Annotated in this window: 11 protein-coding genes and 1 pseudogene; 3 read left to right on the forward strand and 9 right to left on the reverse strand. The window is 63.1% G+C overall.

Annotated features, from left to right (window positions below; translation table 11 throughout):
- Both NKJ34_RS15340 and NKJ34_RS15345 read left to right on the forward strand, forming a co-directional pair.
- A pseudogene (locus NKJ34_RS15340) lies at positions 1–99 on the forward strand (IS1595 family transposase); the annotation flags it as partial.
- Between the two features lie 105 nt (positions 100–204).
- The gene (locus NKJ34_RS15345) at positions 205–789 is read left to right on the forward strand and encodes a type IV pilin domain-containing protein (RefSeq protein ID WP_253739176.1); all 585 of its coding nucleotides are present in this window, start codon (positions 205–207) and stop codon (positions 787–789) included.
- 29 nt (positions 790–818) lie between these two features.
- On the opposite strand, the gene NKJ34_RS15920 is transcribed toward NKJ34_RS15345, so the two are convergent.
- The 8 genes from NKJ34_RS15920 to NKJ34_RS15385 all read right to left on the reverse strand — a co-directional run bounded on the left by NKJ34_RS15920 (position 819) and on the right by NKJ34_RS15385 (position 9,964).
- Positions 819–1,547, reverse strand: a complete 729-nt coding sequence (locus NKJ34_RS15920) for a DUF7409 domain-containing protein (protein WP_253739177.1) — start codon at positions 1,545–1,547, stop codon at positions 819–821.
- A 260-nt stretch (positions 1,548–1,807) separates the two neighbouring features.
- Positions 1,808–2,512 carry a DUF4013 domain-containing protein gene (locus NKJ34_RS15355; protein WP_253739178.1) on the reverse strand — a complete coding sequence of 235 codons (705 nt, stop codon included), beginning with the start codon at positions 2,510–2,512 and terminating at the stop codon, positions 1,808–1,810.
- 165 nt (positions 2,513–2,677) lie between these two features.
- Positions 2,678–3,928 (reverse strand): M24 family metallopeptidase, encoded by a 1,251-nt coding sequence (locus tag NKJ34_RS15360; protein ID WP_253739179.1) that lies wholly within the window; start codon positions 3,926–3,928, stop codon positions 2,678–2,680.
- A complete protein-coding gene (locus NKJ34_RS15365) occupies positions 3,925–5,799 on the reverse strand; it encodes a UvrD-helicase domain-containing protein (RefSeq protein ID WP_253739180.1) in 1,875 nt (624 codons plus the stop codon). The genes NKJ34_RS15360 and NKJ34_RS15365 overlap by 4 nt, the downstream gene beginning before the upstream one ends.
- 66 nt (positions 5,800–5,865) lie before the next feature.
- Positions 5,866–6,048 (reverse strand): HVO_0416 family zinc finger protein, encoded by a 183-nt coding sequence (locus NKJ34_RS15370; RefSeq protein ID WP_253739181.1) that lies wholly within the window; start codon positions 6,046–6,048, stop codon positions 5,866–5,868.
- A 212-nt stretch (positions 6,049–6,260) separates the two neighbouring features.
- Complete coding sequence (locus NKJ34_RS15375) at positions 6,261–7,325, reverse strand: hypothetical protein (protein ID WP_253739182.1); 1,065 nt, start codon at positions 7,323–7,325, stop codon at positions 6,261–6,263.
- Between the two features lie 230 nt (positions 7,326–7,555).
- Positions 7,556–8,122, reverse strand: a complete 567-nt coding sequence (locus NKJ34_RS15380; RefSeq protein ID WP_253739183.1) for a response regulator — start codon at positions 8,120–8,122, stop codon at positions 7,556–7,558.
- An 84-nt stretch (positions 8,123–8,206) separates the two neighbouring features.
- Complete coding sequence (locus NKJ34_RS15385) at positions 8,207–9,964, reverse strand: winged helix-turn-helix domain-containing protein (RefSeq protein ID WP_253739184.1); 1,758 nt, start codon at positions 9,962–9,964, stop codon at positions 8,207–8,209.
- A gap of 1,018 nt (positions 9,965–10,982) precedes the next feature.
- On the opposite strand from NKJ34_RS15385, the gene NKJ34_RS15390 reads away from it, so the two are divergent.
- Positions 10,983–12,182, forward strand: a complete 1,200-nt coding sequence (locus NKJ34_RS15390) for a Cdc6/Cdc18 family protein (protein WP_253739185.1) — start codon at positions 10,983–10,985, stop codon at positions 12,180–12,182.
- Positions 12,183–12,272: 90 nt separating this feature from the next.
- Here the strand turns inward: NKJ34_RS15390 and NKJ34_RS15395 are convergent, their stop codons facing one another.
- Positions 12,273–12,833: a TATA-box-binding protein gene (locus NKJ34_RS15395; RefSeq protein WP_253739186.1), complete on the reverse strand. Its 561-nt coding sequence runs from the start codon at positions 12,831–12,833 to the stop codon at positions 12,273–12,275.
- Positions 12,834–13,956: the final 1,123 nt, after the last annotated feature.

Genomic DNA, 13,956 nt, shown 5'->3' on the forward strand with positions numbered 1-13,956 from the left:
AAACTCACACCGTACCTCAGAGCGTTTCAGCTCCGACGTGAGGTCTTCAGAAAACCAGGTGAAGAAGCTCTAAAAAGCATCCTCGAAGCTGCACTATGACTCACCAACAATCTCCGCCACAAGAGCGATGATTATAGTTGGTTTGAAAACACATGTTCGGTTGGATCCCGTCACTTTATCAGTAGCTCCCGATTACTGAGAGGAGTGAGTCGACGGGAGTATACGGAAACAAACGGGCTGTGGGGCAACGAGCGGTCAGTTTCGCCCGTCATTGCGACGGTGTTGATGGTGGCGATCACGGTGGTCATTGCGGGTGCTATAGGAGCAACAGTAATTGATACCGGAACGTCCGCTTCCGAGCCAGCACCACAGGCCAGCTTCGAGTTCGAGTTTGAGAAGAACGCGACGGATTACGTAAATCCGGCCGGATATGCACCAAGCTGGGGATATGACATGGATCGACTCACCGTGAGACATATCGGTGGTGATGATATCCCAAGTGAGAATGTTCGAATCAAAATGGATGGAACCGAAGTGAAATTTATCAACAGAACGGGGTACCTCGGCGACCTCGGGAGTGGCTACGAGCCCGGATATACATTTAAACAGATCGAGACCGACGAATCGTTCTCGGCTGGCGATAGCTTCGTCGTCGTCACGTTCCCGGAGGACGAGGATCAGCCAAACGTTGCCGGATTGAACGAGGCATCGGCACAGATCGTGTACGAACCGGACTCCAGTGATCGGAGTATGCCGATTGCCTCGTGGGAAGGCCCGGATTACGAATAGTGGTGTGAACGATACCGTTCACTGTCTTTTTATGACTGACCGTAAGCGTCCTGCGCCGCCTGATACCACCCGTCGACAATTTCTTTTTTAAGCCCCAACACATCGGCGACGTGTTCGGCATCGGCGGTGGCGAGGCTTCGAACCGACGTGATCCCGGCCTCTGCCAGTCGGTCGACCGCTGCCTCGTCGACCGCGTCCAACTCGCTCACTGGCGTCGGTTTGCTCCGGGCGCGCCACGCCGCCTCGGCGCTGATCGCGTCGCCGCTACCGTCGGTCGCGGCGGTGCTACTCGCGGCGGTGTCGACCTCGCCGTGGGTCGGCCACGGCGTCGGCTCGGTGGGCCACCCGTCGTCGGTGTCATCGGATTCCGCCGCGTCGGCGTCGTCGGATTCCGCCGCGTCGGCGTCGTCGGATTCCGCCGCGTCGGACGCTTCCGCGCCATTGTCGACCGCCCAGTCGCCGGCGGAGGCCGCGACCCACTCGGCTTCGGCCGCGCCGAGCCCGCGGATCTGCGCCGATCGTCGGTCGAGGTCGCCGCCGGAGTCGAAGGACCAAGATAACGAATGCTCCCGGCGGATCTTTGCCGCGACGCCGGGATTCACCCCGGCGTCGACCAACAGCCGATAGGAAACCCGCTTGTCAGTGATGGCCGTGGCGTCGTAGCCGTGATCAGCCAGTGTCGACGCCGTCGCCGGCCCGACGAACCGTACCGACTGTAAGGCGTCGACTGCCGCGTCGTCGGAACTCTCATCGGACACGACCAGTCACCATTCCATACAAAGGTTCGGGTGGTCGGTAATGAATATTTCTATCAATTCAATATGAATAGGAGGCGGCGATCGGGAGCAAAGCGGGGCTACCGCCGGCGTCTCAGACCGAGCGGATGCGGTGGTTCTGGCGACGCAACAGGGCTCTCGAATCTGGGAGGAGCGGGGGGTCGCGTGAGCTACCAGACATACGCAGCAGTAGGGAACCGAACGGTAAATATGTGGCTGCTCCAGGACCGCGAGTCGGACGATCAGTCGGCGGTGATGCCGCCGGCGCGGGCGGCAGACCGACCGGAGACGCTTTTGAACGCGGAGCCGAACATCCGGAACACCGCCAGTTGGCCGTAGAACTGGAGGAACGGCACCAGCAGCAGCCCGATCCCGGTCAGCCCAAGGATGCTCGTTGCGATCCACAGCAGTACGGCCACGACCAGCGGTAGCAGAACCGCGATCAGGTACTCGCTGCTCAGCAGGATCGGCTTGATCGTCCCGAAGTCGAAAGCTGCGCCGAGTTCGTCCTCGATCGCGTAGTTTGTGAGGGCGGCCGGAACGAGGTAGTAGATGAGAAACACGACCGGTAGCAACAACAGTCCCAACAGCAGGAGCGCCGCGACGCCGAGGCCGGCGACGATTCCACCGGCATCACCGGCTCCGCCCGCGATACCGACGACAGCGATCAGGACGAACGCGAGCCCGCCGAAGACCACGAGCGGTACCACCGAGTAGACGATCGTGATCACGGTGCCGACGAGCCCCCTGATAAACAGGGTTCCCCAGTCGTCGAACGCCGGCGGCTCCTCGTCGCCGGCGACAGTCCGTTCGAGCGCGTCGATCAGATACCCAGTGACCAGAATCGCTGGAAAGATCAGAAACGAGAAGGCCACCAGCAGTCCACCGATCACCGTTCGTCCGAGCCAGTCTCCGCGAGCGGGGTACGACAGTCCGTCTTCGAACATGGTCGACAGGATCCAACGGGTCCGAATATATGTTGTGAAAAAGACGTGTCATCGATCAGTGGACTCGACCGAAATCGATCGGCAGGAGCAGTCGCATTCGGTCGGTGAACCCAGTTGCATTAGTCGCATTCGGTCGGCAAATCCAGTTGCGGTCGGCTGGCGCGATCAGTCGGAATCATCGAGCCGGTCGACCGGCGACAGCGACGTGGGGTAGTCGACCAGTCGGTCAGCTCTCGACTCGGTGACCGAACAGAGCGTCCCCAGCCGGATCGTTCCGCGGTCGGGGTCCGCGACGCCCGCACTGACGGCGATCACCGACCCCGGCCGGAGTTCGCCCCGCTCCCGCCCTCGTCCCGGCACCGGCGGCTCGTGGGTCGACAGGCCGATGCCGTGGGCCGCCGCGGTCGACCGCGCGCGTGTCGGCTCGGCATCGGGGGGAGCAAAGCCGTAGGCCCCGACTTCGGCAGCCGCCTCGTCGGCGACCGCCGCCACGTCGACGCCGGCGGCGGCGTGATCGACGGCGGCATCGAGACCGGCCGCAGCCGCGACGAACGCCCGACGCTCCCAGCCGCCGTCGCTGTCGACGGCCACAGTCCGGATCAGGTGGCCGTGGTAGCCGGCTGGCCCCTGCGGGGCGACTTCGAGGCGGATCGGTGTGCCCACCGGGAGTGGGTCGTCGGGGGCAGTGGCCGCGGTGTCGGAAGCGGTTTCGGCCGCGATGGTCGTGTTGGCCGCCGGCGAGACGCCCGCCGCCGCGAGGTCGCCGTTTAGCAGTCGGGCCAGTCGCACCGCCGACAGCGGCTCGCCCTCGAATGTCAGTCCCTCGGCTCGGGGCTCGCTGGCCGCCAGCACTGCCTCGGCACGGGCCAGTCCCGCAGTCGCGGCGGTCTGCACCGCCCGGAGTCGGTCGCGCTCGGCCGGCGTCTTGGTGACACGGGCGGTCACGAGCGCGGACGTCGACTGCAACTCGTAGCCCCCGTCCTGAAGAAAGACGGCCGCATCGTGGGGGAGCCCTCGGGGGACCAAGAGCGTCTCGCCCTCAGTAGCCGCGAGCCCGTCGGCAAGCACCGACCGGACCTGCTGGCCGGTGGCGGTCCGTGGGTTGCGGCCGTCGACGCGCCGCTCGATAGCTTCGACGTGCAGGTCGATACCATCCTCACACCGGGTGAACGGGGCTGCGTCGGCGGTCGTTTCTGCGGGGACACAGTAGACAGCCCGCGCCGGTTGGTCGTCGGTCGACGGCATGAAAACGAGTGCCGCCTCGCGGTCGGGGGCGTCGACTCGGGTGAGATACCGACGGTCGGGATCGCGTCGACTGCCGACGTGGACGAAGCCGGCCGCGTCGGCGTCGTCGACCGCCTCTCGGACGGCCGCGAGCCCCGACTGCGGCAGGGGATCGGGCCGCTTGGCGGTCACGGCTCGGGTTCGGGCGTCTCAGCGGTGGGCTCTTGGGCGACCGCAAGCAGCTCTGCGGCCGGCTCCTCGCGTGGCTCGTTGTGAAGCAGGACGCTGATCGGTACCGTCGGCGCGCCGTCGATCAGGTTTTCCAGCAGGACGAGCCGTTCGCGGGCTCGGCTCATCCCGACGTAGAAGACCCGGCGCTCGTTGTCGGTCAGAAGCGGCACCGGATCGGTGTGTTTGGTGAACTCCTCTTCCTCGGGGAGGTCGTCGTCTTCGATGTCGGTCTCCTCGCGGCCGGTGACGGTCGCAGCCATCTGCTCAACGACCTTCTCGGTGAGGTCGGTGCCGACGAAGACGTGGTCGGCCTCACGGCCCTTCGCGGAGTGGATCGTCCCCACGCGAACGAGGTTAGGATCCTGGCCGTGATAGGCCCCCTCGAAGTAGGCCTCGATGGAGTTACGCTGGAAGCTCGTCACCTTCCGGACCATATCGCCCGCGGAGGCGGGATCCGGGATGAACGGCGCGAACTGCTTGACGTCGTCGGGCGCAAGCGGAATCGCAGTAAGGTCCTCTGTCTCGGCGGCCTCCTCCTGTTCTTCGAGGAAGTCGTAGAACTCCTCGCGATCGTTCGAGCCGAAGGCGGAGGTCTGGAGCATGTCGGCCAACCGTCGACCCTGCAACAGGGTCAACTCCTCGCCGGCGTCGTAGGCCTCGATGGCCCGAACGTAGTCGACCAGCCGGTCGGTCCAGAGCCGCTGGTCGGTCAGCGCTTTGAACGGGATCCCCTCGTCGATGAACTCTTCGATGAACTGGAACAACTGGTAGCGGGCCCGGAACAGCACCATCACGCTGCCGTCGTCCTCTTGAATCGTATACCGGACGTTGCGGACGAGTTCGAGCATCGAGGCGTTCTCGACACCCTCGACGACGCCGCCCTCCTTGCGGGGTTTGAGGTCCTTCTCTTGGCGTTTGTCGATGTGGCGGATCTCCTTGTTCACGACGTTCAGGATCCGGGAGGGCAGCCGGTAGGAGTTCGGCAGAATCTCGTCGTGGTCCCGGTCGGCATCCAGCAGGAGGTTCGGGTCCGCACCCTGCCACGCGTAGACGACCTGGTCGTCGTCGCCCGCGATCAGGACCTGTTTCATGTGCGGCTTCCACTCCTCGAAGACGTCGTACTGGAGGGTCGTGATGTCCTGAAACTCGTCGATCACGAGGTAGTCGACGTTCGGCAGCAGCGAGCGCTGTCTGACGCGTTCGAGCATGTCAGCGAACCCGACCAGCCCGTGTTCGCCCTTGTAGTTGCGCCACGCGCGGATCGCTTCGGGAATGTCGACGCGGTCGTCGTCGGCGGTCCACGTCGGGGTGTACTTGTTGCCTTCCTGGGCGTTGGGGTCGATCTCCGGCGGGAGTCGGACCTCCTCGACGTTCCACTGGAAGGGGACGTCGTACCAGTCGGCGACCTCCCGGCGGGTCCGCTGGAGCCACTGACTGGTGGAGATGATCTTGTTGCCCAGCGTGGTCGACCGGGCGGTTCGCCGGCCACCGCTCTGGTACTCGTCTTCGTATTCGAGGCCGAACTCCTCACAGAACTCCTGTTTGTCGTCCTCGCCGACGACGTCGCCGCGGGAGAGGTCCAGCAGCTCGTAGGCCTTGGCGTGCATCGTACAGACGTTGCCCTGCAGCTTGCGAGGGTTCGTGTCGATCCGCTCGGCCAGCCGCTCGCGGATCTCGGCGGCGGCCGCACGGGTGTACGAGACGACCAAAATATCACGGGTGTCGACGCTGTCGTCTTCGAGAATCGTCTCGACGCGGTCGAGCAACGCTGTCGTCTTCCCGCTGCCGGGACCGCCGAACAGCCGGGTGATCTCCACGTCCGTGGCACTCATTGTAACACCAACACGTGTCCCGACCTGATAAACGACGTGACTTCGGCGCGCCGACGAGCGGCCCGGCTACCGTTCGGGGAACCAGCCACAGACGCTACACTGCCGGGCGTCGTCGTCGTGGATGCCTCCGCACTCGGGACACTGCTTTTTGTTATACGAGTGGTCCCATCCTGCCGGCGTCGTCTCGTGCCCGTTTGCCGAAAGGAACTCGTCGAACAACTCGTCGTCGGTTGACGGTGCTGAGGCCATACTGGTTCGTGATAACGTGTGACAACCACTTAGATGTTTGCCTCGGGGAAAACGAGTAGGCCGTTCATGAAAGTCGACAACATTCCACATGAATCCAGAGCCTCGACCTCCCGGGAGACACGCTTGATGCGGTCGACGTCGGGGAGTCGGTCGACGAATCGAGCCCGATCCCCGAATCGGTGTAAAATCAGTCGTCAGCGGGGTGCGTCGAGTTATCGTGGCCCGCCGCCCTGCCCGTTGTTGCCGCCTGCGGAACCGGCGGAGCCGCCGTTGCCCTGACCGCCACTATTGTCGTCACGGTCCGCGGTGCCGGAACCGCGGTCGGTATCGCTGTCGCCGTTGCTGCGGTCCGCATCGTCGTTGTTGGTGCCCGCTCCGTCACCAGCGTTCGCTGGTGGGGTGCCCGAATCGTTGCCCGCTCGCTCGGGTGCGTTGCCCTGCCCAGTGTTGGCGTCGGCTGGTGGTCCCGCGTTGCCCGGCGCGTTACCGTGGCCGTTGCCCGCGTTTGCTGGTGGGGCGCCCTGTCCGTTGCCCGCGTTTTCCGATGCGTTTTCCGACCCGGTACCGGCGTCAGCGGGTGGTCCCGCGTCGTCCGGTGCGTTGCCCTGCCCGTTGCCGACGGCTGCCGGTGGACCGCCACCGGCGGCTTCGGAGACGATCGGCCCGAGTTTCTCGAACTCGCCGTTCCGGAACGCCGAGATCAGTTTCTGGATCGTCGACACCTGATCGGCTGCCTCCTCGGGGACGTCGGTCGCCTCGTCGGCGCTCTCTTGGGTGATGAGTTCGCCCCCGACGGCCTCGTAGGTCGTCGACTGAGTCTCGCCGTCGGCGGTCACCGCGACCTCGACAGTCGACCGGTTGCCGAGATCGAACTGGAGGGTACCGTTCGAATCGGTCGTGCCTGCTTCGGTGCCGTCGATCGCGACCGTCGCGTTGTCGACGGCCGTGTCGTTCGCCGTCACCGAGACGATCGCCGTCCCGTTGTCGAGCGCCATGCCGACCGCGAACGCGGGATCGGTCGACGCGTTCGTCGTGGAATCGGTACCATTTGTTGTAGTGTCGGTACCGTTCGTCGTAGTGTCGGTGTCGTTCGTCGTGGTGTCGTCGCTATCGGATCCGTCCGTGGCCGTCTCGTTGGTGTCCAACTCGGTGTCGTCGGTCCCGTTCAGATCCGTGTCTTCGTCGGCAGTCTGTGCCCCAACTGTCGTTGCCATCGCTGGAACAGCCACGAACAGACAGGCTGTCACCACGAGTGCGATGATCGTGTTTCTGCGCATCGGCAACCAATCGTCGACGTGGACTGTACATCAAACGGGTCAGTAGTCGACCCGGATTGCGCCGAATTGTGGTCGAAAACGTCGATAAGTATAAGTACTAGTTTTAATTGCTACTATTTAGTGTTAGTATTATATACTATCTGCGGCCAAACGCTGCGTCACCAGTGGCCGTTCCGTGTCGGACACACGGGGCCCGCGGTCGACTCTCCCAGTCGACGGTGGGGACTCGGTCAGCGGTGGAGATCGCGGAGCGCCTCGCTGAGCTCCTCGTCGGGGAACCGATCGAGCGTCGACTCGATGTCGGTCGCGACGCTATCCAGTCTGGATTCGAGCTGATCGAACCCCTCGCCGTCGGTTTCGTCGCCGTCGATTTCGGCGTCGAGGGCGGCATACTTCTTGCGGAGCGTGTAGTACTCCAACAGGAGCTCCTCGTACTGGTCGACCAGAAACGCCTGTTCGACGGCTGTTCGGAGCTCCTCGCTGGAGACGGGTTTGGTGAGATAGCCGTCGAACGGCATCTCGATGATGTCCGTATCGAGGTCGACGGCCGTCACCAGAATCACCTGACAGTCGACCTCCCAGTCTTCGGTGTGGGCGAGCAGTTCGTCGCCCGACATTCCCGGCAGCCGGCGATCCAACAACATCAGGTCGACCGCGGGGGTGAGCTCGACGAGCGCCTCGCCGCTGGTCAGCGCGATCCGCGTCTCGTAGTCGGCCTCCAGATAGTGGGCGTACAACTCCGCGAGATCCTCCTCGTCGTCGACGATCAGGATCGTCCGCTCACCGTCACGATTCATTATAATAAATTTCGAAGGGGTAACCAAAATAATTACGCACTACGGCTCTGCAGGCGGTCGTTGGTACCGGACTGTTGGCCGTGGTCAGAGCACCGCGACGGCGAGGGCGACCACCAACAGCAGCCCGACCAGAATGGCGATGATCAACCCCGTGTTCGAGTCGTCTGAACCGGCGTCCGGCGCGGTCGCCCCAGCCGACTCGGTCGAGTCGACCGCGTCAGCCGCCCCAGCCGACTCGGCTGCCTCGGTCGAATCGGCGGCTTCGGTCGAATCGGCGGCTTCGGAGTCGGTGGTCTCGACTGCCGGCTCGGACTCGCCGTCCGCGGCGAGGTCGACTACGTCCTCGTAGATCCGGCGAGTATCACGGACGAGCGTGAGTCGCGCACCAGTGCGGTCGGCGATTTCGGCGTTCGTCAGTTCCGGCTCTTCGAGTGCGGTTTCGAGGATTTCCCGCTCGGTCTCCGAAAGTAGGTCCGAGGCGGTCGTTTCGGGGAGTTCCGGCTCCTCGGTCGTCGGTGTCGACGCCTCGTCGGCCGACTCGTCGGGTTCGGCGAGGTCGACCGCGTCCTCGTAGGTCCGGCGAGTATCACGGACGAGCGTGAGTCGCACACCAGTGCGATCGGCGATTTCGGCGTTCGTCAGTTCGGGCTCCTCAAGTGCGGTTTCGAGAACCTCTCGCTCGGCGTCCGAAAGTAGGTCCGAGGCGGTCGTTTCGGGGAGTTCCGGCTCCTCGGTCGTCAGCGTCGACGCCTCGTCGCCCGACCCGTCGTCGCCCTCGTCGGTGTCATCCTCGTCGGCGGACTCGTCGGGACTCCCGGCCCACGGTTTCTCGTCGTACTCGTGGTCGAAGAGCGTATCACGGACGAGCGTGATCCGGGTTCCCGTTCGGTCGGCGACCTCGGCGTTGGTCAGCTCCGGGTTCCGGAGCGCGGTTTCGAGCACCTCGAGTTGCGTCTCGGAGAACGCGTCGGTGTCGACGCCCGCCAACACGTCGGCCGTCTCGGCGTCAGTCTCGCTTTCGGCTCCCGTTTCCGTGTCGCCTGCCCCGCCGTCGGTTCCGTCTGCCTCGGCGTTGTACTCCCTGAGCGTATCCCGGACGAGGGTGAGTCGGCTGTCGGTCCGCTCGGCAATCTCGGCGTTGGTCAACTCGGGATCTTCGAGTGCGGTCTCGATGATGTCGACCTGTGTTTCCGAAAACGCCTCGGTGTCGATCTCGGGTGTCGATCCGGCGGCCCCCCCGGTATCGGCTGTGGTATCGGTGTCAGCGACGGCGTCGGTATCGTACTCCCGGAGCGTGTCTCGGACGAGCGTGAGTCGGCTGTCGGTCCGCTCGGCGATCTCAGCGTTCGAGAGTCCGGGCTCGGCCGCCGCCACCTCGAGGATCGCGGCCTGTGCCTCGGACGGCCCGTCGTGGGTGGCCGTTGCGTCCGCATCAGTCTCGGTGTCGTCCTCGGCAGTCGACTCGGCTGCCGTGACGGTTTCGCCGTACTCGGCGCGTGTATCGCGGACGAGCGCGATTCGAGCGCCGGTTTCGTCGGCCACGTCGGCGTTCGACAGTGTGGGATCGGCCTGCAACGCATTGAGGATCGCTACCTGGGTTTCGCTGAGGTCGGCGTCGTCGACGCCGGCCGGCGAGGCGTCTTCGTCGTCGACTGCGTCGGCGGCCGCCTCGGAGAGTTCGACCTCGTCTTCGTACTTCCGCCGGGTGTCTCGGACGAGTGTGAGTCGCGCACCGGTGCGGTCGGCGATCTCGCTGTTCGACAGCTCCGGGTTTCGGAGTGCGGTTTCGAGGATCTCCCGCTCGATCTCGGAGAAGATCACCGAGTCGGTCGTCTTCGGCATGCTTACACCCCCCGTGAGCGTGTTTCAGTAGCTACAGTCGGTCGTCCGTCGATACCCCTTGTGGATCGTCCCCCATCGAACCCGCTGATCATACGGTACGTTCACTCTAACCTACAGTAATTAATCTACTCCTTCATACACCCGTTTGCCCACACACGGACGTTTCCGACGGTCAGTGTCGAACGGTCGGCTAACTCCACTCGGTCGACCACCGTCGCCATGCTGCTGATAGCCCCCCACACCGGGTTTCCGGTGAAATGTGGGCATATCTGCTCCGGTATCGTATGTCGGCACTGCATCGTTCGATCCGCACTCGGTACCCACAGCAGGTCGACGACCCCGAGACAGTGACCCACACCGGGTTTCCGGTGAAATGAACCCGGTGGCACCGTCCGCAGGACGGCACCTCAACCACCAAGCCCGACCGCCCGGATGAGCCGATCACCGACTCGATCCGGTCGACACCCCGTCCGCACCGGTCTGCTACTATGTGAGACACACACCACGTTTCCGGTGAAACAGCCGCCGAACGTGGGTGGACCGACGGTGTCGACCCGCTTCTGGACCCGGTTCTCTCTCATGATTTTACTAGTCTGATCCTGCATTAATTCAACCATATAATTATATTTATATACTGTGTTAGTGTACAGTCCAGTAAACTACTCGCAAACACTCTTCTATAGCTGCGCTAGTTGGGTCGAGTCGAAATACTCCATCTGCAAACCGTCGTATTTGTCGTCTGCCGTATCTGCAGCCCGTTCCATTCGTGGTCCGTGCTATTCGTGGTCCGTGCTATTCGTACTCCGGCGTGTTTGATCTCGCCGGCTATCCTTACACACAGGTCTGTTGGCGGTCGACACTGGTCGTCGCTCGCCGTTGGTGGATGACGGTCGACCGACCGGTCGACCACCGCTTCGACTCCACCCCACCCTCGCAGCCGATTTCACCGGAAACGTGGTGTGTGTGTCTCGACACTCAAAGGGAAACCCATTTCACCGGAAACACGGTGTCTTGGTGTATGTCTGAGACTGCGGACGATCTCTTTACCCGTGAAGATCCGATCTTTGCCAACAAGGAACTCTTGGAGATCAGCCATCTGCCGGGCGAGGGGCGGATCGTCGGCCGGGACGACGAGATCTCCCAGCTCGCCACCGCCGTCAACCCCGCCATCTTCGGCCAGAGCCCGAGCAACGTCCTGATCTACGGCAAGACCGGGACCGGCAAATCCCTCTGTGCCAAGTACGTCTCCCGTCGGCTCATCGAGACCGCCGGCGACGAGGGCGTCACTGCGACCTTTGCCTACGTCGACTGCGCCCAAGACACGACCGAAACCCAAGCCGTCCAGACGATCGCTGACAGCGTCAACGACGTCGAGGACACCGATATCAACATCCCCGACAAGGGCCTGAGCACGTCGACCTACTACAAGCGGCTCTGGCGTATTCTCGATCGGCGCTTCGACGTCGTCCTCGTTATCCTCGACGAGATCGACAAGCTCAGCGACGACGACATTCTCATGCAACTCTCACGTGCGGGCGAGGCCGGCAAGGTCACCGACTGCAAGCTCGGCGTGCTGGGGATCAGCAACAAGATCCAGTACAAAGATCGGATGGACGAACGCGTCAAATCCAGCCTCTGCGAGCGGGAGTTCGTCTTTCCCCCGTACGACGCCAACCAGCTCCGGAACATCATGGAAGCCCGCAGTGACGCTTTCCGCGACGGCGTCCTCGAACCGTCGACGATCCCACGCGCCGCGGCCCTCGCCGCACGGGAACACGGGGATGCGCGCAAAGCTATCGATATCCTGCGATATGCCGGCGAGATCGCCCAGTCCAATGGGTCGACAACCGTCAAAGAACAGTTCGTCACGCAGGCCCGCCAGCGGGCCGAGACCGACCGCTTCCGCGAGCTGATCCGTGGGTCGACGCCCCACTCGCGGTACGTCCTGCAAGCCCTCGCCGTCCTCTCGCTTTCGGAGGGTCAACAGGAGGGGTTCAGAACCAGCCGGGTGTATGCCATCTACGAGAACATCTGTCGGCAGGAGGGCTCCGACAGCCTCTCGCTGCGGCGCGTTCGAGACCTCCTGAAGGAACACGCCTTCCTCGACATCATCGAGCAGTCCAAACACAGCGGCGGCAGCGCCGAGGGGAGCTACACCAACCACCAACTGCTCGAAGACCCGGAGGTAGTCAAAGACGTCCTGACCGAAGACGAGTGAACGGCCCCCGGACCGACTGCGTCGTTCGCGCGCTCTCACGCGACTGTGACGCCGCCGACGCCCTGTGGGCCGCACACAGGTCGACCGCTCTCAGCCCAGCAGGCCGAGGTTCTCGATCCGGTCGACGATCTGTTCGACGGCGGCTGTCGCGTCTTGGGTCTGTTTGCCGCCGGTGATGACGATCTTACCGGAGCCGAACAGCAGAATCACGACCTCGGGCTCGTCCATCCGGTAGACGAGGCCGGGGAACTGCTCGGGCTCGTACTCGACGTCTTCGAGGCCGAGGCCGATCGCCAGCGCGTTGAGGTTGAGGTTGTGACCCAGATCCGCGCTCGAAACGATGTTCTGGACCGTAATCTCCGGATCGTCCTCGACCGGAATCGACAGCCCACGGAGCTTCTCGAAGATGATGCCGAGTGCTTCGTGGACGTCGTCGATGCTTTTCGCACCGGTACAGACGATCTTTCCCGATCGGAAGATCAGGGCGGCGGCCTTCGGTTCCTGCGTTCGGTAGACGAGTCCGGGGAAGTTGTCGGGGTTGAAGTCTGCCCCCGGCAGGTCCTCGGCGAGGGCTTCGAGGTCGAGCTCCTGACCGATGCCTGTCGATGCGACCACGTTCTGGATTTCGATGGAGTCTGCCGGCGCTGTCATCTATACGTGCTTATATACAAGCCACCCTTATAAACCGACGCGTTATAAACTACTTTCGCCGGTTTTATACGTTTCCTGTCTAGCCGCACGAACCTACTTTGCGCAAATCGGGTGCTTCAAACCTTCTATCGCCGGTCTGGTGCGTGTTCTACATCCGCCGAAGTCACTTCTAACAGGGGGTTTTGTGCCTATCGGTTCGTCACTGGTTTGACACCCGTGTTGACACGGACCAGTACGGTCGGTGGATCCCACCGGTCAGCACGGTCTGCGGATCGTCGTGTACGCGCTTCGTCGACGGACCCCAGTGTTTGCGTTCCTCCTCTCACTGTCGCGTCGTCGACCGATTGGTACAGATGTCTCCTCTGCTGCTACGACCTTTCGGCGTCGTCGAGCTTAAATCGGCGTCGTCGACCTCAAATCGGCGTCGACATCGAGTCCCGACCGGTCGTCTTTGTAGGTATTAGTTCAATTCGTACACGTGCCCTCACGTGCGCGCGCATCATCAACGGGCCATTGGTTTCGCAGCGACGATCCCGCTACTGACTGCTACTCTTCACGCGGTTTGAAATCGATCTCCTAGGCTCCCCACCGTGGCGCCGACTACTCGAGAGTGTGGCTCTTCCGGTTGGTCGGTCGATCGCAGCTACTACCGAGGCGGTGGTCGACGCTACGCAGACGCCACCCCCAACCCAGTGTCGGCTGCAGGCGAGTCTCCGTCGACGCTCGGATCCGAGCAGTGTCTGTGAAGTCAGTGACGTGTGTTCGACATCTCACACGGCATGAAACCGCATGCCGAAGCGGCCTTCCTTCGACGGGGTTAAATGTGTACCTCCCATCCGAAGAAATGCGAAGGTCGCACGGGTCACTCCCGGACGACACCCGCCGTCGGAATCGCCCGACGGCGGCCATCCCACAACGATGCCCTTAAGTGTATAAGGGCATTCGGATGGAATGCAACAGACAACACACGGGATTGCAAGGCCGTTCAATTCGGCCGGCACTCGTGGAGCAGATCGAACACGTCTCGCTCACACCGAGCGAGGTTCGACGGGTTTATACCCCTCAACCGTGTTCGATCTAATCCGAAGAAATGGGGATCCCGCCCCTGCGGTACGCCGTACAG

It is taken from the genome of Halohasta salina (assembly GCF_024178165.1).
In the GTDB taxonomy this organism is placed as follows: Archaea; Halobacteriota; Halobacteria; order Halobacteriales; family Haloferacaceae; genus Halohasta; species Halohasta salina.